Below are 21,221 nucleotides of genomic sequence, written 5' to 3'. Positions count from 1 at the left end.
CACGACGAAGACTTGATCTCGTTGGACGTTCGACGAGGCGGGGGCGTTGCTTGCGGACCGAAGTCGCCGTCCGTCACGGACCCGGCGCCGGTGATTTCAGGAAAGTGTTTTTCCGAAAACTCGTCTGTCTCGCCTGTGTCCGCGGGTTATGTCCGAAAGGGCACGCAGTCACAGGGAGGTTGCTCATGTTCGCGATCATGATGGCAGCGCTCGTCGGCGGCCCCCTCACCACGGCCCTGCTCTGGGAGAACGGGGCGGTGGTCGCCCTCGCCGCCGCCCCCTTCGGCGGCAGCGTCTCCGGACTCCTGGCGGCCTGGCTGGTCGCCACGCTCCAGGCGCCGCCGAAGGCCGCCGGGCGCTGCGCCGAGCCGATGCCCGAGAGGCTTCGCAACAGCTGGTAGCGGTCGGAGCGCCCCGTCGCGGGACGTCGAAGCGGCGCGGTGGGCCGGCTTCCGGTGAGAGGGCGGCCCGCGCTCGCGCATCGGCGTAATGCCGTGGTCTACCAAGCTATAGAAATAGCATATCAAATTTTACGTAAAATCTAACGCAGATGATTTGATGGTCAGATTAAGGATATTCCCCTGAAAAACACCTTTCCACGGCGAGCTCTGTTGCAAAATATCTTGACCTGAACGGCAGGTCGTCTATCTAGGGTTGTGTCGATGGTGCGGTGTGAAACCTCACCACGGTATTCCCGGGGCGGAGGAGAGCCAGAGGACATGCCGCAGCCTCAAGTCCTGCGCGATATGGCCCTGTTCGTTGAGGTGGCGAAACGCAAGAGTTTCAGCCAGGCGGCGGCGGCGCTCGACATGCCGATCTCCTCGGTCTCGCGGCGCATCACCCAGTTCGAGACGGCCGTGGGCCTGCGCCTCCTCGACCGGACCACCCGCAAGCTCGCGCTCACGCCCTACGGCGAGGCGTATCTCGCCCAGGCCACGCGCATCGTCGAGGAGGCCCAGCGCACCTTCGACGACATGATCGCCCAGGCGAAGGGGCCGACCGGCTTCCTCAAGGTGGCCGCGCCGCCGGATTTCTGGGTCCTGCGGCACCTCTCGGACATCGTCTGCGCCTTCTCGGAGGACCACGAGCACATCCACGTCCATCTCGACCTGCGTTCCTCGCAGGTTGACCTCGTGCGCGAGGATTACGACCTCGCGATCGCGATGGAGGAACCCCGGCAGAGCTCGCTCATCGTGCGCCGGGTGGTGGAGGTCGAGAGCGCCCTGTTCGCCTCCCCCGCCTACCTGCGGGCGCGGGGCCGCCCGAAGCATCCACAGGATCTCGCCGAGCACGACGTGGTCCTGTCGGTGCCCGGCGCGAGCGACACCTGGCAATTCACCCGCGGCGACGAGATCGTCTCGGCGCCCGTCTCGGGCCGGATCTCCTGCAACAACCTCAGCCTCGCGCGGCGTCTCGCCGTGACGGGACGGGGCATCGCCGCCTCGAACCTCGTCAACGTGGCGCGCGACCTCGACAGCGGGCGCCTCGACCGGATCCTGCCGGACTGGCGCCTGCCGCCGACCTCGATCTACATCGTGACGACGTCCCGGCTCCTGCCGGCCAAGACGCGGCGCTTCATCGATTTCGTGTCGAAGCGCCTCGCCGGCGTGTTCTCGGGCGCCTCGCGGGGCGCCGAGCGGCTGCCCCTGCCGGAGCGCGGGGTGCCGCAGCCGGTCTGCCTCGTCCGGCCGTAGGACCGGACGATCCGGGAACGCCCGAGGCGAGATTTCCGGTGGAGTCCCGGGCGCCCCTGTCCGGTGACTACTGGCGCGCGACCGCGCGGCTCGCTGCCGCCTGCACGAAGGCGAGGCAGCGCGCGCGCTCGTCGGGATCGTCGATCGCCAGGAAGGCCTGGAGGAGGTTCGCGGCCTCGGAGAAGTTCGCGCCCTCCCCGTCCTCGAGGGGCCGCTCGCTCGCTTCCGGCAGGGTCAGGGCCGTCGCCACCCCGAGCGCGCCCGCGAGCTGGCGCAGCGACAGCTCGGCCTGGACCGGCAGGCGCAACTCGGACAGGTTCTGCTCCGCATGCTCCGCCATCATCGAGCCCGAAGGCTCGCCCGCCCGCAACCAGATCATCCTGCCGCCCCGCTGGGTTCCTGCCGCCGCCCCGCCGTGATCGATTTCAGCCACGGTCGTGCGCAACCCTGAGTCTGATCGTATGGATATTGCATACTTATAGGATATCCGTTGCGATCACGTATGGAAAATGCCGCCTCGTGCAGACCGTACGTTAACCGCGTCGATCCGGTTTCGCGGAAGACGCCCCGGGCGACGCGGGACGCGCATGCGCGCCCGCGGGCTGTGCGACGGGGGGCGGCGCCCTAGGCTTCCACCTGTCGGGCGGGGCCGGACCGGCCCGAGCGCCGATCCCCGGACGGGAGCGAGCCCCGTCTCGACGGGCCTGCGCGGGGCCGAGGGGCTTCGCGGCGATGCGGCAGCGCCGCGAGGAGGAAACTGCGTGACGGGCGACGAAACCCGGTACTGGCTCGTGACGGGCCTCGCCATCGCGGCCGCCCTGGCGGCCTGGTACCTCCTCCCGGTCGATGCCTGGCTCGCGGCCTTCAAGGACTGGGCGCGGGACCTCGGTCCCTACGGACCGATCGCCTTCGCCGGGCTCTTCGTCGTCGCCACGCTCCTCGTCATCCCCTGCACGCCGCTCACCATCGCGGCCGGCGTCGCCTTCGGCTGGTGGTCGCTGCCGATCGTGCTCGCCGCCGCGACGGTCGGCTCGGTGCTCGCCTTCGTGGCCGGCCGCACCCTCCTCCAGGACCGGGTCCGTGCCCTGATCGCGCGGCGGCCGGCCATGAAAGCCACCGTCGAGGCGGTCGGCGAGGGCGGCTGGCAATTGCTCACGCTGATGCGGCTCAGCCCCTTCGTGCCCTTCAATGCCCAGAACTACGTTCTCGGCATCACCGACGTGCGCGCGGGCGCCTTCCTCGTCTCGACCCTTCTCGGCATGCTGCCCGGCACGGTCGTGTGCGTCTATCTCGGTGTGATCGGCCGCGCCGCGGGCGGGGATGCGCCGGAGCATTGGATCTCTCTCGGCCTCGGCCTCGTTGCGACCTTCGCGGCCGTCGGCCTGACCCGGCGGCGCGTGCGAGCCAAACTGAGGATGCGGAGAGCCGGCGCGGGCGCATGAGAGATCTGTCGAGCCATGACCCGGCGGACGCGGCTTGGCTGCGTCCCGGGCAGACCTGCTGGCGCCGGGAGCCGGCCTCCCGCATTGCCCTCCTTCACGACGGCGCGGCCTATTTCGCCGCGGCCCGCCGCGCGCTGCTGCAGGCGCGCCGCTCGATCCTCCTGATCGGCTGGAGCTTCGATCCGCGCGTGCGCCTCGATCCCGTCGGCGAGGCCGAGCGGGAGAGCATGGCCGACCTCCTGCGCCGCCTGAAGGCGCAGCGGCCGGACCTCGCGATCCGCCTGCTGATCTGGGACATGCCCTGGCCGATCTCGGCGGGCAACGACCACACGCCGGATTCCGTGCGGGCGGCGCTCGGCCCGCGGATCGACTTCCGGATCGATGGCACCCTCCCCTACGGCGCCTGCCAGCACCAAAAGATCCTGGTGGTGGACGACCGGGTCGCCTTCTGCGGCGGCGGTGATTTCGAGGTGAACCGCTGGGACACGCAGGCCCACCGCGACCGCGACCCGCGCCGCCGCCTGCCCTCCGGCGACACCTACCCGCCGCGCCACGACGTGATGATGGCGGTGGACGGAGCCGCGGCGTCCGCCCTCGGCGACCTCGCCCGCCGCCGCTGGCTCGACGCGACCGGCGAGCGGCTCGCGCCCCCCGAGGCCGGGCCCGAGGGCTTCGCGGATCCGTGGCCCGACACCGTGACGCCGCTCCTGCGCGACGTCGAGGTCGGCATCGCCCGCACCGAGCCGGCGCGGGCCGGCCGGGCCGCCATCCGCGAGAACGAGGCGCTGTATCTCGCGGGCATCCGGTCCGCGCGCCGCATCATCTACCTGGAGAACCAGTATTTCACCGCGCCCGTGATCGCGGAGGCGCTCGCCCGCCGCCTCGCGGAGCCGGAGGGTCCCGAGATCGTCGTGGTGCTGACCGAGCGGAGCCCGAACGGGTTCGACCGGCTCACCATGGACGGCGCCCGCCGCGGCCTGATCGCGCGGCTGCGCGGGGCCGATCCGCACCGGCGGCTCCGGGTGCTCGCCCCGCGCACGCCCGCGGGCGGGCCGATCCTCGTCCATTCCAAGGTCGCGGTCTTCGACGACCGGCTGCTGCGGGTCGGCTCGACCAACCTCAACAACCGCTCGCTCGGGCTCGACACGGAGTGCGACCTCGCCGTCGAGGCGCTGCCCGGCGCGCCCCACGACCTCCGGCGGGCGGCGATCGCGCGCGTGCGCGACGGCCTCATCGCCCACCATGCCGGCTGCGAGCGGGGCGTGTTCGAGGCGGCGCTGCGGCAGCGCGGCTCGGTGCGGGCCGTCCTCGACGATGCCGCCCTGGTCTCGCGCGCGCGCCTCTGCGCGGTCGTCGCCTCGCGGCGCGGCCCGCTCGCCCGGCTCGTGGAGGCGTGGCACCTCGGCGATCCCGCCGGGACGGACGACCTCTGGCGCCCCTGGCGGCGCCGGCGCGCGCTGAGCCTCGCCGCGCCCGTTCGGGAAAGGTCGAGCCCGCCGCGGGCGGGCCGGGTGAGGGATCCGGTCCTTTCGGAGACGTCGCACCCCTCACCCCGACCCTCTCCCGCACGGGAGAGGGAGCCCGTCGCGCCCTCCGGCCGGAACGGCTAGACCATCGCCGCCCGCGCGCCGATCTCGGCCGGCGCGGGCGCCGGCGCGAGGCTGAGTTCGGCGAGCAGCGGCAGGTGGTCCGAGGCGAGGCGGGGCAGCGCGCCCCGCACCACGCCGACGCGCTCGGCCGTGACGCCGGCGCTGACGAAGACGTGGTCGAGGCGCAGCAGCGGGCAGCGGCTCGGGAAGGTCGCGCCGCGCGCGCGGCGCCCCGCGAGACGGCGCGCGTCGGTGAGCCGGGCGGCGAGCCGCCGGTAGGCCCGCGACAGGGGCGTGGCGTTGAGGTCGCCCACCAGCACGAAGGGCGCGCGCGCGAGACGCCCGCCGAGCCAGTCGGGTCCGAGCAGCGCCTCGACCTGGGCCACCCGCTCGCGCCCGGACAGGCCGAGATGCGTGTTGAGGATCTGCAGACGCCCGCCCCCCACTGCGACCTCGACCCACAGGGCCCCCGCGGCTCCAGGCCCGGCCGCCGGGCGAGGCCGGGCAGCGCGCCCGCCTTGACGAGGCTCGCCGGCCGCGTCGTCAGGATGGCGTCGCCGTAGCGCTCCTCCAGGACCTGCAGGGCGGGGTGGAAATGATGGCGCATGTCGAGAAGCCGGGCGATCTCCTCGGCCTGGTCGAGCCCGCCGGTGCGGCGGCGGCCGACATCGACCTCCTGGAGCGCGACGACGTCCGGCTCGCAGGCCGCGATCACCTCCGCGATGCGGGCGGGCGAGACCGCGCCGTCGAGCCCCCGGCAATGCCGGATGTTGTAGCTCATCAGGCGCAGCCGCGGCGGCGGGGGAGGCGTGGTATCCATGCGCAGGGCGGGCTGGAGCGGTCGCCGGACCGCGGGCCACCGCATCTAGGGCGGACGCCACGGCGTGGCAGCCCCGATCCCGGGCCGCCGGGCGCGGATCGTCCCTCACCCGGTCGGCTGGCACCGACTCAAGGATTCCGGGATGGGAGAGGCGGGGGCCGGCGCGGTGCGCCTCACACCGACAGCCACTTCCTCACGTCCGCCTCGACCATGGTGGCGCGGGGTCCGGCCTCCACCACTTGGCCCCGGTCCATCACCGCGTAGGTGTCGCAGAGGTCGCGGGCCCACTCGAAATACTGCTCGACCAGGATGATCGCGATCTCGCTTTTGGAGCGCAGAAACGTGATCGCTCGGCCGATATCCTTGATGATCGAGGGCTGGATGCCCTCGGTCGGCTCGTCGAGGACGAGGAGGCGCGGGCGGGTCACCAGGGCGCGTCCGATGGCGAGCTGCTGCTGCTGCCCGCCCGAGAGGTCGCCGCCGCGCCGGTGCAGCATGTCCTTCAGCACCGGGAACAGGTCGTAGATCTCCCCCGGCACGTAGCGGTCCGCCCGGCGGCAGGGGGCGAAGCCAGTCTCGAGGTTCTCCTTCACGGTCAGGAGCGGGAAGATCTCCCGGCCCTGCGGCACGAAGGCGACGCCCGCCCGCGCCCGGTCGTAGGGGGCGAGCCCCGAGATGTCCCTCTCGCCGAGCCGGATCCGCCCCTTCGAGATCGGCTGCTGGCCGACGATGGCGCGCATCAGCGAGGTCTTGCCGACGCCGTTGCGGCCGAGCACGCAGGTCACCTGCCCGACCTCCGCTTTGAGGGAGACGCCGCGCAGCGCCTTCGCCGCGCCGTAATGGAGATCGACGTCCTCGACGGCCAGCATGCTCAGCGTCCCAGGTAGACTTCGACGACGCGGGGGTCTGCCGAGACCGCGTCGATCGAGCCCTCGGCCAAGACCGCGCCCTCGTGCAGGCAGGTGACGCGGCAGGCGAGGGCCCGCACGAAGTGCATGTCGTGCTCGACCACCATCACGGCGTGGTCCCGCGCGATTGCCCGCAACAGCGTCGCGGTGGCCTCGGTCTCGGCATCCGTCATGCCGGCGACCGGCTCGTCGACGAGGAGGAGCTTCGGGTCCTGGGCGAGCAGCATGCCGATCTCCAGCCACTGCTTCTGCCCGTGCGAGAGGTCGGCCGCCGGGCGCCCGCGATGGGCGATCAGGCCGACGGTGACGAGGATCTCCTCGACCCGCGCCGCCTCCACGCGGTTCCGCCAGCCGAACAGCGAGGCCAGCGCGCTGCGCGGACCTTTGAGCGCCAGCACGATGTTATCGGAGACCGTGTGGCTCTCGAACACGGTCGGCTTCTGGAACTTGCGGCCGATGCCGAGATCGGCGATCGCCGGCTCGTCGAGGCGGGTGAGGTCGTGCACGCCGTCGAAGACGGCGGCGCCGGTGTCGGGCCGCGTCTTGCCCGTGATCACGTCCATCATCGTGGTCTTGCCGGCCCCGTTCGGGCCGATGATCGCCCGCATCTCGCCCCGCTCCAGCGTCAGCGAGAGGCCGCGCAGCGCTCGGTAGCCGTCGAAGGTGACGCGCACGTCGTCGAGATAGAGGAGCGCCTGGGTCAGGCGGCGCTCGGTCGCCGGGCCGCCGCCCGCGACGGCGGCTTCCGGGATCAGGAGATCGGCCTCGCTCATCAGCCACGGCCCTCCTCGGCGAGCTTGCCGGGCATCTCGGGCTCGGGCGGGAGCTTGGCCGCCGCGCGCCGGCTGCCGAACCGATCGATCGCGGTGCCGACGATCCCCTTCGGCAGGAAGAGCGTCACGAGGACGAAGAGGGCGCCGAGCGCGAACAGCCACGCATCCGGCAGGGCGCCGGTGAGCAGCGTCTTGGCGTAGTTGACGAGCACCGCCCCGAGGGCGGCCCCGACGAGGGTGCCGCGCCCGCCGACCGCGACCCAGATCACCGCCTCGATCGAGTTCGTCGGCGCGAATTCGGAGGGGTTGATGATGCCGACCTGCGGCACGTAGAGGGCGCCCGCCACCCCCGCCATCATGGCCGAGACCACGAAGGCCAGCGTCTTATAGGCTTCCGGCCGATACCCGAGGAAGCGGGTGCGGGCTTCCGCGTCCCGCACCGCGATCAGCACCTTGCCGTAGGCCGAGACCGTCATGAACCGGGCGATCAGGTAGCCGATGGCCAGCGCCGCCGCGGTGGCGAGGAAGAGCGCGACCCGCACGCCCTGCGCCTGGACGGGGAAGCCGAGGATGTCCTTGAAGTCGGTGAGCCCGTTGTTGCCCCCGAGGCCCATGTCGTTGCGGAAGAAGGCGAGCATCAGCGCGAAGGTCATCGCCTGCGTGATGATCGAGAGGTAGACGCCCGTCACCCGCGAGCGGAAGGCGAGCCAGCCGAACACGAAGGCGAGGAGGCCCGGCACTGCGAGCACCATCAATGCCGCGAAGGGGAAATGATCGAAGCCGAGCCAGTACCAGGGCAGCTCGGTGTAATTCAGGAACACCATGAAGTCGGGCAGGACCGGGTTCCCGTAGACGCCGCGCGGCCCGATCTGACGCATCAGGTACATGCCCATCGCGTAGCCGCCGAGCCCGAAGAAGGCGCCGTGGCCGAGCGAGAGGATGCCGCAATAGCCCCAGACGAGGTCGAGGGAGAGCGCCAGCAGCGCGAAGGCGAGGTACTTGCCGAACAGCGAGACGAGGTAGGTCGGCAGGTGCAGGCCCGAGCCCTCCGGCACCGCGAGGTTGAGGAGCGGGACGAGAAGGCAGATCGCGGCGAGCACGCCGAGGAAGATCCGGCCCTTGAGGTCGACGAGGGCCGGCCTCGGGATGGCGGCGGCCATGCTCACGACTCCACCGCCCGGCCCTTGAGCGCGAACAGGCCGCGCGGGCGTTTCTGGATGAACAGGATGATGAAGACGAGGAGCGCGATCTTCGCGAGCACCGCGCCGAGATACGGCTCGAACAGCTTGTTGGCGACGCCGAGGGTCAGCGCCGCCACCAGCGTGCCCCAGAGGTTCCCGACGCCGCCGAACACCACGACGAGGAACGAGTCGATGATGTAGCCCTGGCCGAGATTGGGCGAGACGTTGTCGATCTGAGAGAGCGCCACGCCCGCGATGCCGGCGATGCCGGAGCCGAGGCCGAAGGTCAGGGCGTCGACGAGGGGCGTGCGGATGCCCATCGCTGCGGCCATGCGCCGGTTCTGGGTCACGGCCCGGGTCTTGAGGCCGAAGGCGGTCCTGCGCAGCACGAAGAGCAGGCCGAGGAAGACGCCGAACGAGAACACCACGATCCAGAGCCGGCCCCAGGTGATCGAGAGGCCGTAGAGGTCGAAGGCGCCGGTCATGAAGGCCGGCGCGCTCACCTCGCGGTTCGTCGGGCCGAAGAGCGAGCGCACACCCTGCTGCAGGACGAGGCTGATGCCGAAGGTGGCGAGCAGCGTCTCCAGCGGCCGCCCGTACAGGTAGCGGATGACGCCGCGCTCGATGACGACGCCGACGGCGCCCGCCACCAGGAAGGCCGCCGGGATGCTGACGGCGAGCGACCAATCCGACAGGGCGGGCGCATGCTCGCGGATCGCGCCCTGCACGAGGAAGGTGGTGTAGGCGCCGAGCATCACCATCTCGCCGTGCGCCATGTTGATGATGCCCATCACGCCGAAGGTGATGGCGAGGCCGATCGCGGCCAGCAGCAGCACGGAGCCGAGGGAGATCCCGTACCAGACGTTCTGCGCCGCTCCGATCAGGGCGAGCCGGGTCTCGACCGTCCCGACGCCGCGGGCTGCCGCCGCCCGCACGGCTTCGCTCGGATCGGCGGAGAGGCCGCGCAGGATCCCCAGGGCATCGCCGTCGCCGCGGCCTGCGATCGTCTGGATCGCCCCGAGGCGCTCAGGCTCCGCGGCTCCGGGCCGGGCCAGGATCACGGCGGCGCGGGCCTCCGCCAGCGCCCGCCGCACGCCCGCATCCGCCTCCTTCGCCAGCGCGACGTCGAGGGCGGGAAGCGCTCCCGCGTCGCGGGCCTTGAACACGGCGTCCGCCGCCTCGCGGCGCCTGCCCGGATCCGGGCTCGTCAGGTTGAGGCTGCCCATCGCTGCCTCGACGGCGCGCCGGACCTTGTTGTTGGCCCGCACCGGCTTCAGGCCGTCGGCGCTTGCCGGGGCGCCGGTGCGGGCCTCGACCACGCCGGACCCGTCGCGGATGAACAGGGTCCTATCGGCAGGCCGGAAGAGGAGGCGCCCGTCGGCCAGCGCGCCGATCACGGCTCCGGCACGCGGATCGCCGCTCGGCCCGAGCGCCGCGACACCGGCCTCGATCTCCGCGTAGCTGTCGCTCGCCAGCCGCGCGTAGGCCGCGTCGGCCGGCGCCTCCGCGCGGGCCGGCCCGGCGAGAAGGCAGAGGAGGAGGGCGAGGAGGCCGATCATCGTGGATCCCCCGCAGACTGCCGCGCGCCGCCCATCCCCGCGAGGGAGGGGGATGGGAGCGTCACGCCCCGCCGCATTTCTTGGTCTTGGTGTTGTAGTTGCCGCAATTGAGCGTCACCCAGTCGGCCTCGAGGTCCTTCGAGCCGTCGAGTTGCTTCGACCACGCCTCGCCGGGGATGAGGCCGTCCGTCTTCCAGACGACATCGAATTGTCCGTCATCCTTGATCTCGCCGATGAAGACCGGCTTCGTGACGTGGTGGTTCGGCAGCATCTTCGCGGTGCCGCCCGTGAGGTTCTTCTGCTCGATGCCGGGGAGCGCAGCGATCACCTTGTCGGGCTCGGTGGTGCCCGCCTTCTCCACCGCCTTCACCCACATGTTGAAGCCGATGTAATGGGCCTCCATCGGGTCGTTGGTGACGCGCTTGGCGTTCTTCGTGAAGGTGCGCCATTGCTCGATGAACGCCGTGTTCTCCGGCGTGTCGATCGATTGGAAGTAGTTCCAGGCGGCGAGGTGGCCGAGGAGCGGCTTGGTGTCGATGCCGGCCAACTCCTCCTCGCCCACCGAGAAGGCCACGACCGGGATGTCGGTGGCCTTCACGCCCTGGTTGGCGAGTTCCTTGTAGAAGGGCACGTTCGCGTCGCCATTGATGGTCGAGACCACGGCCGTCTTCCGGCCGGCCGAGCCGAACGCCTTGATGGCGGCCACTCGCGTCTGCCAGTCCGACTGGCCGAACGGCGTGTAGTTGATCGAGATGTCCTCAGGCTTCACGCCCTTCGCCTTCAGGTAGGCTTCGAGGATCTTGTTGGTGGTGCGCGGGTAGACGTAGTCCGTCCCTTCCAGGACCCAGCGCTCGACCTTCTCCTCGCTCATCAGGTAGTCGACGGCGGGGATCGCCTGCTGGTTCGGGGCGGCGCCCGTGTAGAACACGTTCCGCTCGCTCTCCTCGCCCTCGTACTGGACGGGATAGAACAGGATCGAGTCGAGTTCCCGGAAGACTGGCAGCACGGACTTGCGCGACACGCTCGTCCAGCAGCCAAACACCGCCGAGACCTTGTCCTTGGCGATGAGCTCGCGGGCCTTCTCGGCGAACAGCGGCCAGTTCGAGGCCGGATCGACCACCACCGGCTCCAGCTTCTTGCCGAGCACGCCGCCCTTGCGGTTCTGCTCCGCGATGAGCATCAGCATCGCGTCCTTGAGGGTCGTCTCCGAGATCGCCATCGTGCCGGACAGCGAGTGCAGGATGCCGACCTTGATCGTCTCCTGCGCGCGGGCCGCGGACGCGATGCCGAGACCGAGGGCGAGGCCGCCCGCCAGCGCGGCGGCGCAGGTCCAGCGCCTGAGGGACGAAGGACGGTTCGATCCGGCCGAAAAGGCTCTGCTCATCATCGACGCCTGCCATTCCACTGCCCGTTCGCTGGGCGCGAAGGTCTGGCAAGCGATGTGCCAAGCGCCACCGTGACCGGAGCGCCGAGCATGTTCGCGCGATGCACACCCACATTGCACATTCGCGAGGCACACGGCCCGGCGTGCATCCGGCATCGGCCCTGCATGGGCGGTCGGGGCGGAGCGGGCGTCTTCAGCGCGTCGCCAGGACGGGCTAGAACGCGACCGGTCCTCGCACCATCGGCTGGGAGCGGCGCATGAGCGGGCGGCAGGCGGGGGCGACCCGCATCGAGATCATCGGCGCACCGATCGAGGTGGGCACGAGCGAGCCTGGCGCCCTGATGGGCCCCGCGGCGCTCCGCACGGCGGGACTCGTGCGGACGCTGGCCGATCTCGGCCACGCCGTCGCGGATCTCGGCGACGTGGCGCCCGGATGTCCCGCGGAGGCCCGCGGCCTGCCGGCCGTCGCGGCCTGGACGCAAGTGATCTCGGGGCGCGTCGCGGCGAGCCTCGCGGGCGACGCGCTGCCGGTCGTGATCGGGGGCGATCACAGCCTCTCCCTCGGCTCGGTCGACGGGGCGCTGCGCCACTGCGAGGGGGCCGGCCGGCCGCTCTTCGTGCTCTGGCTCGACGCGCACGCGGATTTCAACACGCTTGAGACCTCGCCGTCGGGCAACATCCACGGCATGCCGCTCGCCGCGCTCTGCGGCGAGCCCGGCTTCGACGGATTGTTCGCGGCAGGGGCCCGCCCGCTCCTCGACCCGGGACGCATCCACCTGTTCGGCCTGCGCTCGATCGATGCGGGCGAGCGCGCCCTCGTGACGACGCGGCGCGTCGGCGTCACCGACATGCGCGCCATCGACGAGTTCGGGGTGGTGGCCCCCTTGCGCCGGGCGCTGGAACAGGTCGCGGCGGCCGGGGGCCACCTGCATGTCAGCCTCGACATCGACTTCCTCGATCCCGGCATTGCGCCGGGCGTCGGCACCACGGTGCCGGGCGGCGCGACCTTCCGCGAGGCGCACCTGATCATGGAGATGCTCCACGATTCCGGCCTCGTCGGCTCCCTCGACGTGGTCGAATTGAACCCCTTCCTCGACGAGCGCGGGCGCAGCGCGCGGGTGCTGGTGGAGCTGGTCGCGAGCCTGTTCGGCCGCCGCATCCTCGACCGGCCGACCCCGGTGATCGAGGCGGTGCCGCGGGATCTCGCCACGTGAGGGAGCGGGCGGGGGGCGCCCACCTCTCCCGTCCGGGAGAGGTCGAGTCGGCGTCAGCCGACCGGGCGAGGGGGGCGACCTTTCCGGAAAGACCTGCACCCCTCACCCTGTCCCTCCCGGCACGAGAGAGGACCCGCGGCGGGTCCGGCCGCCCATGAGGCCCCTCCCCCCTCCCGAGGCGGTAACCGCCCCCGCCCCGCTTCGCCAGCGCTCGCACGGGCGCATCCAACTCCGGATGGCGCGGGCCGGCGCCGCGACGATCGTCATGGACCTTGCCGAATCCGGCCCCTCGCGCCTGCGCTTTCCCAGAACCCACGGGCCGATGCCGGAGGCGGTCCTCGTCAACACTGCGGGCGGCATCGCCTGCGGCGACCGGTTCGAGGTCGGCCTCGATCTCCATGCGGGCTCGGACCTCGTCCTCACCACCAATGCGGCGGAGAAGATCTACCGCTCGGACGGTCCGGCGAGCGCGATCCTGAACCGGGTCGCCCTCGGCGCGGGTGCCCGCCTCGCCTGGCTGCCGCAGGAGACGATCCTCTACGACCGGGCCAGTCTGGAGCGCCGCTTCGAGGCGGACCTCGCCGAGGGCGCGGGCCTCCTTGCCTGCGAGATCGTGATGCTGGGGCGCGCCGCAAGCGGCGAGGTCTTTTCCACGGGGGGCTGCAGGACCACTGGCGCGTGCGACGGGCGGAGCGCCTCGTCTACGCGGATTCGCTCGCCCTCGCCGGTCCGGTCGCGGAACTCCTCGCCCGTCCCGCCATCGGCGGCGGTGCCCGGGCCTTCGGCACAATCCTCGATCTCGCGCCCGGCGCCGAAGGCCGGATCGAGGAGGCGCGCGCCCTCCTCGACGGACCCGGCGCTGGCGTCGAGGCCGGCGCCAGCGCCTGGAACGGGCATCTCGTCGTGCGCCTCCTCGGCCGCGACCCGGACGCGCTCCGGCGGTGCGCGGCCCGCTTCCTGGCGGCCTACCGTCGCGAGCCCCTGCCCCGGGTCTGGCAGGGCTGACCCCGAGCGCTGCCCGGCGCAATCGCGATTTGCGGGCAACTAATTGCTGTCCGCTCCTGCCCGCCTCGGCTCCAATGGCACCTGTTGAACGAGGAGCGGTGCATGACGAGCGGCGCGATGAGGCTTCCCGCCTCGCCCCCCTTCGATCCCGATGCGATCCCGGACGAGGTGGTCCTGGCCCGCGGCGGCACGAGCCTGCGGCTCGCCTGGCGCGATGGCACGCGGGGGGAGCTTCCCGCCGAGACCCTGCGCCTGCGCTGCCGCTGCGCCTGGTGCACGCGGGAGCGGATCGAGGCGCGCTTCCCCGCCTCCTTCCCCCGCGCCTCGGTGATCCGCATCGAGCCGATGGGCGGCTACGCGGTCCACCTCGCCTTCGGGGACGGCCACGCCCGCGGGATCTTCCCCTGGACCTACCTGCGCGATCTGGCGCGCGAGGCCGTGCCCGTGGCCGCCGCTGCGGCCTGATCTGACCGCGCTACCCCCGTCACCCGCGAGGCCGAAACGGCCCGCCCGGATGCGAGACACCCCATGAGCTTCCACCCGACCGCGACGACCGAGATCATCGAGACCGACCTCCTCGTGATCGGCGGCGGCACCGGCGGCCCGATGGCCGCGATCAAGGCGAAGGAGGCCGACCCGAAGCTTCGGGTCGTCCTCATGGAGAAGGCGAACGTGAAGCGCTCCGGCGCGATCAGCATGGGCATGGACGGGCTGAACAACGCCGTCGTGCCGGGCTACGCCACCCCGGAGCAGTACGTGAAGGAGATCACTGTCGCCAACGACGGCGTCGTCAACCAGAAGGCGGTGATGGCCTACGCGCAGGGCTCCTTCCCGATGATCCAGTACCTCGACAAGCTCGGGGTCAAGTTCGAGAAGGACGGCTCCGGCGAGTACAACATGCGCAAGGTCCACCACATGGGGACCTACGTGCTGCCGATGCCCGAGGGGCACAACGTCAAGAAGGTGCTCTACCGGCAGCTCCGCCGCCTGCAGGTCGGCGTCACGAACCGCTACATGGCGACCCGGCTGCTGAAAGGTCCGGACGGGCGCATCGCGGGCGCGGTCGGCGTCAACACCCGCACCTCCGAATTTCTCGTCGTGAAGGCCAAGGCCGTGGTGCTCGCCTGCGGCGCCGCCGGGCGCCTCGGCCTGCCGGCCTCCGGCTACCTGTTCGGCACCTACGAGAATGCGGCCAATTGCGGCGACGGCTACGCGATGGCCTACCACGCGGGGGCGCAACTCGCGAACCTCGAGTGCTACCAGATCAACCCCCTGATCAAGGACTACAACGGCCCCTCCTGCGCCTACGTAACCGGGCCGTTCGGCGGGTTCACGGCCAACAATCGCGGCGAGCGCTTCATCGAGTGCGATTACTGGTCGGGCCAGATGATGCTGGAATTCTGGCGGGAACTGCAGAGCGGCAACGGCCCGGTCTTCCTCAAGATGGACCATCTTCGCGAGGAGACGATCTCCGAGATCGAGACCATCCTGCACACCAACGAGCGGCCCTCGCGCGGGCGCTTCCACGAGCGGCGTGGCAACAATTACCGCCAGCGCCCGGTCGAGATGCACATCTCGGAGATCGGCTTCTGCTCGGGCCACTCGGCGTCCGGCGTCTGGGTCGACGAGAACGCCCGCACCACGGTGCCCGGCCTCTATGCGGTCGGCGACATGGCGAGCGTGCCGCACAATTACATGCTCGGCGCCTTCGTCAACGGCGGCATCGCCGGCGCGGACGCCGCCGCCTACTGCGCGGGTCACGATCTCGCGTCGTACGACGAGGGCGACCTCCTCGCCGAGCAGGAGCGGGTGCTCGCGCCGACCCGGCGCGAGGACGGGCTCACGCCCCACGAGATGGAGTTCAAGACCCGCCGCCTCGTCAACGACTACCTGGAGCCGCCGAAGGTCACGGCCAAGATGGAACTCGGCCAGCGCCGCTTCGCCGAGATCCGCGAGGATCTCGACCTCCTCGTCGCCCGCGATCCGCACGAGTTGCACCGGGCGCTCGAGATGCAGTCGATCCTCGACTGCGCCGACATGGCGGCGGCGGCCTCGCTCTACCGCACCGAGAGCCGCTGGGGCTTCTATCATCTGCGCGTCGATCACCCCGAGACCAACGACGCCGAGTGGGCCTGCCACACCGTGCTCTTCAAGGACGAGGCCGGCCGCATGGCCCACGCCAAGCGGGAGGTCGATCCCTTCATCGTGCCCGTCGCGGCCGAGGAGATGAGCGCCTACCACCAGCTCCGCATCAAGACACCGGCCGCCGCCGAGTGAACCGCACCCGTATTCCGGAGACTTGAATCCATGCCGATCATCACCCAGGCCAAGAGCGCCGCGGTCGTCATCGATGACGAGAAGTGCATCGCCGAGAAGGGCTGCCGGGTCTGCGTCGACGTCTGCCCACTCGATATTCTCGCGATCGATGAGACGCGGCAGAAAGCCTACATGAAGTACGACGAATGCTGGTACTGCATGCCCTGCGAGGTCGATTGCCCGACGAACGCGGTCAAGGTCAACATCCCCTACCTGCTGCGCTGAGGATCGCGATGGCACCCGTGTTCGATACTTTCGACGACGACCTTGAGGATCTGGCCGAGCGCTGCGCGGATCCCGATCCCGGCATCCGCCGCGTCGCCATGATGGAGCTCGCCGAGGCCGTCGGCCCCGAGGCGACGATCCTGCTCCTGAAGGGGCTCGCGGATTCCGACGCCGCGGTGCGCGCGGCCGCCGCCCGCGCCCTCGACGAGCACGACGGGCCGGACGTGGTCGAGGGCCTCGTCCGCTCGCTGGAGGATGCCGACGAGGCGGTCCGCCAGACCGCGGCCGAGACGCTCGCCGAGAAGAAGGAGCCCGCCTGCGGTCCGCTCCTGATCGAGCGCGCCGAGCACGCGGATCCGTTCGTCCAGGCCGCGGCGCTCCGCGCCCTGCGCGAGCTGGTTCTGCCGGATGCGCTCGCGGCGGCGCTGCGCGCGCTGCGCAGCCCCGCGCCGGAGGTGCGCCGCGAGGGCCTCGGCGTGATCGGCTATCTCAAGGCCGAGGAGGCGCTGCCCGCCCTCATCGCCACCGCCGGCGACGCGGATGCGAGCGTGCGGCGCGCCACCATGGCCGCCCTCGTCTTCCTGCGCCCCGGCGGTCCCGGCATCTCCACCCTGCTCGCCGGCCTCTCGGACCAGAACTGGCAGGTCCGCGAGGAGGCCGCCGTCTCGGCCGCCAAGATCCGCCTGCCGGAGGCGATCGAACCGCTGATCGCGGCCATGGACGATCCCGTCTGGCAGGTGCGCACCAAGGCGGCGAACGCCCTCGGCCGCATCAAGGCAAAGGCGGCGGTCGACGTGCTCGGGCAGGCGCTCGCCTCCGACGTGAGCAACCTGCGCAAGGAGGCTGCGGCCGCTCTCGGCGAGATCGCCGACCCGCGCGGCCTCGCCGCCCTGGAGGCTGGCGCCGAGGATCCCGATCCCGATGTGCGCAAGCTGATCCGCTGGGCGATCGGCCGCTGCCGGGGCGAGACCTAGCATTACAGTTGCAGGGTGAGGCTCCTATCTGAGTGGTTTCGGATGGGAGAGCGCGATGTCCTCAACCTCGCTCGAATCGACGCTGGAGCTCTGGTCGACGACACTGCGGCAGGCCAAGCAGCGCATCCGCCCGCTGTTTGCCGCCCCGAGCGTCGCCGCCTCCGCCAACGCCTTCCTGGAGGGCTTGCTTGGGGGTGAGCGGCGCAAGACCGGCTGGATGCGGGCTGAAGCTGCTGGTGATCCAGGCCCCTGGCGCCAGCAGGCTGTCCTCGGTCGCACGCACTGGGACGCGGAGGCGCTGCGGGACGTGGTGCGTGACTACGTCCTCGAGACGCTCGGCTCACCTGACGCGGTGGTGGTGATCGACGAGACCGGCTTCTTGAAGCAGGGCAGAGCCTCGTGCGGTGTGGGCCGGCAGTACACAGGCTCAGCTGGCAAGATCACCAACTGCCAGATCGGGGTGTTTGCCGCCTACGTCTCGGATCAGGGCCACGCCTTCATCGATCGTCAGCTGTACCTGCCCAAAGCCTGGGCCGGAGACCCGGCTCGAAGGCGGACGGCGCATGTGCCGGAGGCCATCACCTTTGCCACCAAGCCGCAGCTGGCGCTGGCCATGATCGAGCGGGCGATAAAGGCAGAGGTGCCGTTTGCGTGGGTTGCGGCTGACAGCATCTACGGGGTTGGCGAGATCGAGCTGGCGCTGCGCCGTGCGTACAAGGGCTACGTGCTCGGTGTCACGGGTCAGCATCGGTTCTGGTCCTGGGACCAAAACCTCGACGTCGCGGGCACCGCCGAGGAGATCGCCAAGGATCTCTCCAAGACAGACTGGATCCGGCTCTCGGCCGGATCTGGCACGAAGGGACCGCGCCTGTTCGACTGGGCCTACCTGCCGCTGGCCACGCTGCCGGCGGATGCGCTCGACGCCGCTCTTGATCAGAGCGTGTGGACGCGCGGCCTGCTCGTGCGGCGCAGCCTGTCGGACGGGAGCTTCTCCTACTTCACCACTTGGTGCCCGGTCGGCACGCCGGTGCAGACGCTGGTGGCCGTGGAGGGGCGACGCTGGGCCATCGAGGACGCGTTCGAGACCGCCAAGACGGAGCTCGGGCTGGCCCACAACGAGAGCCGTTCGTGGCACGGCTGGCACCGGCACGTCAGCTTGGTGATGCTGGCTTTTGCGATGTTGGCGCGGGTGCGCCGGTTGGCCAACGGAACGCCCCCAAAAACGCCGCTCATCGCCAAGCTCGCCGGTGCCGTGGTCCATTCAGGAGATCCGGCGCGTGGCGATGCGGCTGGCGCAGCGGCGCATTGAGCCCGCGCTCGTGCTCGCTTGGTCAGCCTGGCGGCGCGCCCACCAAGCTGCCGCCCGACAGGCGCACCTCAGAACGAAACTGCAACTGTAATGCTAGGCCGTTCCGGGCGCGGCGCGATCCCGGCCGCGTAACCCCTCCCGGCGGGCTCGGGCCCGTCCGGAAGGGGGGCTCGGTCGCGCGCGTCAGACCGTTTCCGGCGCGCGCTGATCGGTGAGCCATGCCCGCGCGAGGGCGAGATCCGCCTGACCGAGCCCGTGGCCCGTGGGCAGCGTCCGGTGCTCGATCCGGGCGCCCGCCCGCTCCAGCGTCGCCGCGAGCGCCCGCGCATTCTCGGCCGGCACGATCGGGTCGAAGGCGCCCGACAGGATCAGCACCGGCTTGGCCCCGAGATCGGTCTCGGGGGGCTCACTCAGCGGCACCATCGGCCGGATCAGGACGGCGCCCGCGAGCGCCTCCGGATGCAGCAGCAGCGTCGCGGCGGCGATGTTCGCCCCGTTCGAGAAGCCGAGCGCGACCGGGGCGGGCAGGCCGTAGGTCCGGCGCGCCTCGGCGACGAAGCCCGCGAGTTCCCCCGACCGGCGGATCACGTCGGCCTCGTCGAAAACGCCCTCGGCGAGGCGGCGGAAGAAGCGCGGGCTCCCGTTCTCCAGGACCCGCCCGCGCGGGGACAGGAGCGCCGCCCCCGGCGCCAGCGCCCGGCCGAGGGGGAGGAGGTCGGCCTCGTCGCCGCCGGTGCCGTGCAGGAGCAGGAGCGGCGGCCGGGCGGGATCGCTGCCCGGCTCGAAGCGGTGGACGAAGCCGGCGATGTCGGTGGTGGTCGTCATGGCACCCTCCTTCGATATCCCTGTCGTGGTTCAGGCGACCTCGGGCAGCACGCCCTCGATCTCGGCCCTGTGCGGCTCCAGGAAGCCCGGGAGCTTCAGCGCCTGTCCCAGCGCCTCGAGCGGCTCGTCGACGGAGAAGCCCGGTGCGTCGGTGGCGATCTCGAACAGGACGCCGCCGGGTTCCCGGAAGTAGACCGAGCGGAAGTAGCTGCGGTCGCGCTGCTCGGTGGCGCTGAGGCCGTGGCGGTCGCGCAAGGCCGCCACCATCGCCGCCTGGGCCGCATCGTCCTCTGCCCGGAAGGCGATGTGATGAACGCTGCCCGCCCCCGGGCGGCCCGGCAGGAAGCCGCCGACCGCCCGCAGGGTGACGAACCCGCCCATGCCCGCGCTGCCGGCGAACCGCGTCGCCGAGCCCTCGCGGCCGGTCTCGGCGAAGCCGAGCACGTCCGTGAGGATCGCCGCGGTCGGGCCGGCCTCGGCCAGCAGCAGCGTCACGCCGTGGAAGCCGCGGAGCGCGTGCTCGGCCGGCACGTCGCCGCCGCTCCAGGCGGGCGCCGCACCCGCCTCCTCGACCCCGACGAGAGCGAGCATCATCCCGTCCGGATCGCGGAAGCGAAGGGTGGGCTCGCCGAAGAGCTGAACCAGGGCCTCGTGGCGCACGCCGTGGGCGACGAGGCGGTGGGTCCACCACCCGATCGAGGCGCGCGGCACCCGGAAGGCGGTCTCCTGCGTCTCCCCGATCCCGGCCCGGCCCGGCGCGGCGAGCGCGATGGGGAAGAAGGTGAGGATCGTGCCGGGCCGGCCGGTCTCGTCTCCGTAATAGAGGTGATAGGTGCCCGGATCGTCGAAGTTGACGGTCTTCTTGACGAGCCGCAGCCCGAGCACCCGGGTGTAGAAGTCGAGGTTGCGGGCGGCGGGGCCGGAGAAGGCGGTAACGTGGTGGAGGCCGGTCTCGGACATGGCGTCTCTCCTGTTCGGATCTGGCCGGATGGCCCGGCCGGTCTGTCGATGGAGCGAATGTGACCCTTGCCGACCCTCGCGAAAACGGAAAGAAAAGAAAGCCATCGTTTCTGGATTGACGGATGAAGCTACCCGATTTCGAGGCTTGGGCCGTGTTCGCGAGAGTTGCGGAGACGGGCTCCTTCGGGCGCGCCGCGGAGGAGCTCGGCGTCTCGGCCGGCACGGTCTCGAAGGCCGTGGCGCGGCTCGAGGCGCGGATCGGGGCGCGCCTGTTTCATCGGACCTCCCGCCGCCTCAGTCTGACCGAGGCGGGCCGCGCGGCGCGCGACGGCGCCGCACGCATCCTCGCCGAGGGAGAGGCTGCAGAGGCCGAGGCGCGCGAGGCGGCGGCCGAGCCTCAGGGGCTGGTGCGGCTCGCTGCGCCGATGTCCTTCGGCGTCGCGCACGTGGCGCCGATCCTGCCGGACTTCCTGTCGGCTCACCCGCGGATCGCGGTCGACCTGCACCTGAGCGACGCGCTCGTCGACCTCGTCGGCGGCGGCTTCGACCTCGGTCTTCGGATCGCCGCACTCGCCGATTCCTCGCTGCGGGCCCGGCGCCTGTGCGGGATCCGGCGCTCCCTCGTCGCCGCGCCGGCCTATCTCGACCGGCACGGCCGCCCCGCCCATCCGGACGACCTCGCGACCCACGCCTGCCTCGGCTACGCCTACCTGCCCACGCCGGACCGCTGGCACTTCGCGGGGCCGGACGGCGCGGAGGCGACGATCGTCCCGGCTGGGCCGCTGCGGGCGAACAACGCCGACGCCCTCGGGCCCGCACTCCGGGCCGGACTCGGCCTCGCCGTGCAGCCGGACTTCATGGTCTGGGAGGATCTGCGCGCCGGCCGCCTGGAGCGCGTGCTGCCCGGGTGGTCGGCGCCGCCGATCGCGCTGCACCTCGTGGCGCCGCCCGGCGACCCGCGTCCCGCCCGCGTCACGGCGTTGATCGCCTACCTCGCGCAGGCGCTGGCCTCAGCACCCTGGGCCGAGGGCCCGCGCTGACGG

General features: G+C 71.4%; 19 protein-coding genes and 2 pseudogenes. 12 read left to right on the top strand and 9 right to left on the bottom strand.

Annotated elements, in window-relative coordinates; translation table 11 throughout:
• The first annotated feature begins 185 nt into the window (after positions 1-185).
• Positions 186-401 (top strand): hypothetical protein, encoded by a 216-nt coding sequence (locus DK389_RS24035; RefSeq protein WP_109893380.1) that lies wholly within the window; start codon positions 186-188, stop codon positions 399-401.
• A gap of 318 nt (positions 402-719) precedes the next feature.
• Positions 720-1,694, top strand: a complete 975-nt coding sequence (locus DK389_RS24030) for a LysR family transcriptional regulator (protein WP_109893378.1) — start codon at positions 720-722, stop codon at positions 1,692-1,694.
• Positions 1,695-1,761: 67 nt separating this feature from the next.
• On the opposite strand, the gene DK389_RS24025 is transcribed toward DK389_RS24030, so the two are convergent.
• A complete protein-coding gene (locus DK389_RS24025; RefSeq protein WP_109893376.1) occupies positions 1,762-2,073 on the bottom strand; it encodes a hypothetical protein in 312 nt (103 codons plus the stop codon).
• A gap of 382 nt (positions 2,074-2,455) precedes the next feature.
• Here DK389_RS24025 and DK389_RS24020 point away from each other — a divergent pair, with 382 nt between their 5' ends.
• Together DK389_RS24020 and DK389_RS24015 are read left to right on the top strand one after the other, a co-directional pair.
• Positions 2,456-3,136, top strand: a complete 681-nt coding sequence (locus DK389_RS24020; protein ID WP_236960318.1) for a TVP38/TMEM64 family protein — start codon at positions 2,456-2,458, stop codon at positions 3,134-3,136.
• Positions 3,133-4,746: a phospholipase D-like domain-containing protein gene (locus DK389_RS24015; protein ID WP_109893372.1), complete on the top strand. Its 1,614-nt coding sequence runs from the start codon at positions 3,133-3,135 to the stop codon at positions 4,744-4,746. The genes DK389_RS24020 and DK389_RS24015 overlap by 4 nt, the downstream gene beginning before the upstream one ends.
• Here DK389_RS24015 and DK389_RS24010 read toward each other — a convergent pair.
• The 6 genes and pseudogenes from DK389_RS24010 to urtA form a co-directional block, all read right to left on the bottom strand.
• Positions 4,743-5,506: pseudogene (locus DK389_RS24010) on the bottom strand (endonuclease/exonuclease/phosphatase family protein). The gene DK389_RS24015 and the pseudogene DK389_RS24010 sit on opposite strands and share 4 nt — an antisense overlap.
• A gap of 212 nt (positions 5,507-5,718) precedes the next feature.
• Entirely contained in the window at positions 5,719-6,414 is a 696-nt protein-coding gene (gene urtE, locus DK389_RS24005; RefSeq protein WP_109893369.1) for an urea ABC transporter ATP-binding subunit UrtE, read from the bottom strand.
• 2 nt (positions 6,415-6,416) lie between these two features.
• Complete coding sequence (gene urtD / locus DK389_RS24000) at positions 6,417-7,226, bottom strand: urea ABC transporter ATP-binding protein UrtD (RefSeq protein ID WP_109893367.1); 810 nt, start codon at positions 7,224-7,226, stop codon at positions 6,417-6,419.
• Entirely contained in the window at positions 7,226-8,386 is a 1,161-nt protein-coding gene (urtC, locus tag DK389_RS23995; RefSeq protein ID WP_109893365.1) for an urea ABC transporter permease subunit UrtC, read from the bottom strand. The genes urtD and urtC overlap by 1 nt, the downstream gene beginning before the upstream one ends.
• Positions 8,387-8,388: 2 nt before the next feature.
• Entirely contained in the window at positions 8,389-9,966 is a 1,578-nt protein-coding gene (gene urtB, locus DK389_RS23990) for an urea ABC transporter permease subunit UrtB (RefSeq protein WP_109893363.1), read from the bottom strand.
• Between the two features lie 61 nt (positions 9,967-10,027).
• Complete coding sequence (gene urtA, locus DK389_RS23985) at positions 10,028-11,350, bottom strand: urea ABC transporter substrate-binding protein (protein ID WP_109896798.1); 1,323 nt, start codon at positions 11,348-11,350, stop codon at positions 10,028-10,030.
• 257 nt (positions 11,351-11,607) lie between these two features.
• On the opposite strand from urtA, the gene rocF reads away from it, so the two are divergent.
• The 7 genes and pseudogenes from rocF (at position 11,608) to DK389_RS23950 (ending at position 18,393) form a co-directional block, all read left to right on the top strand.
• Complete coding sequence (gene rocF / locus DK389_RS23980) at positions 11,608-12,564, top strand: arginase (protein ID WP_109893361.1); 957 nt, start codon at positions 11,608-11,610, stop codon at positions 12,562-12,564.
• A 154-nt stretch (positions 12,565-12,718) separates the two neighbouring features.
• Positions 12,719-13,569, top strand: a pseudogene (locus tag DK389_RS23975) (urease accessory protein UreD).
• A 102-nt stretch (positions 13,570-13,671) separates the two neighbouring features.
• Positions 13,672-14,034 carry a gamma-butyrobetaine hydroxylase-like domain-containing protein gene (locus DK389_RS23970; RefSeq protein WP_236960317.1) on the top strand — a complete coding sequence of 121 codons (363 nt, stop codon included), beginning with the start codon at positions 13,672-13,674 and terminating at the stop codon, positions 14,032-14,034.
• A gap of 63 nt (positions 14,035-14,097) precedes the next feature.
• Complete coding sequence (locus DK389_RS23965) at positions 14,098-15,846, top strand: fumarate reductase/succinate dehydrogenase flavoprotein subunit (RefSeq protein WP_109893359.1); 1,749 nt, start codon at positions 14,098-14,100, stop codon at positions 15,844-15,846.
• Positions 15,847-15,876: 30 nt separating this feature from the next.
• Complete coding sequence (locus tag DK389_RS23960) at positions 15,877-16,110, top strand: 4Fe-4S dicluster domain-containing protein (protein ID WP_017486815.1); 234 nt, start codon at positions 15,877-15,879, stop codon at positions 16,108-16,110.
• Between the two features lie 8 nt (positions 16,111-16,118).
• Positions 16,119-17,084: a HEAT repeat domain-containing protein gene (locus DK389_RS23955; protein ID WP_109893357.1), complete on the top strand. Its 966-nt coding sequence runs from the start codon at positions 16,119-16,121 to the stop codon at positions 17,082-17,084.
• A gap of 55 nt (positions 17,085-17,139) precedes the next feature.
• Complete coding sequence (locus DK389_RS23950) at positions 17,140-18,393, top strand: IS701 family transposase (protein WP_109889102.1); 1,254 nt, start codon at positions 17,140-17,142, stop codon at positions 18,391-18,393.
• A gap of 183 nt (positions 18,394-18,576) precedes the next feature.
• Here DK389_RS23950 and DK389_RS23945 read toward each other — a convergent pair whose 3' ends face one another.
• Entirely contained in the window at positions 18,577-19,218 is a 642-nt protein-coding gene (locus tag DK389_RS23945) for an alpha/beta hydrolase (RefSeq protein ID WP_109893355.1), read from the bottom strand.
• 30 nt (positions 19,219-19,248) lie between these two features.
• Complete coding sequence (locus tag DK389_RS23940) at positions 19,249-20,178, bottom strand: ring-cleaving dioxygenase (RefSeq protein ID WP_109893353.1); 930 nt, start codon at positions 20,176-20,178, stop codon at positions 19,249-19,251.
• Between the two features lie 122 nt (positions 20,179-20,300).
• Here DK389_RS23940 and DK389_RS23935 point away from each other — a divergent pair, with 122 nt between their 5' ends.
• Positions 20,301-21,218 carry a LysR family transcriptional regulator gene (locus DK389_RS23935; protein WP_109893351.1) on the top strand — a complete coding sequence of 306 codons (918 nt, stop codon included), beginning with the start codon at positions 20,301-20,303 and terminating at the stop codon, positions 21,216-21,218.
• The last annotated feature ends 3 nt before the right edge of the window (positions 21,219-21,221 follow it).

It is taken from the genome of Methylobacterium durans (assembly GCF_003173715.1).
GTDB classification, from domain to species: domain Bacteria; phylum Pseudomonadota; class Alphaproteobacteria; order Rhizobiales; family Beijerinckiaceae; genus Methylobacterium; species Methylobacterium durans.
Note: the sequence above shows the minus strand (reverse complement) of the source record. Positions and strands in the feature narration are given on the sequence as shown.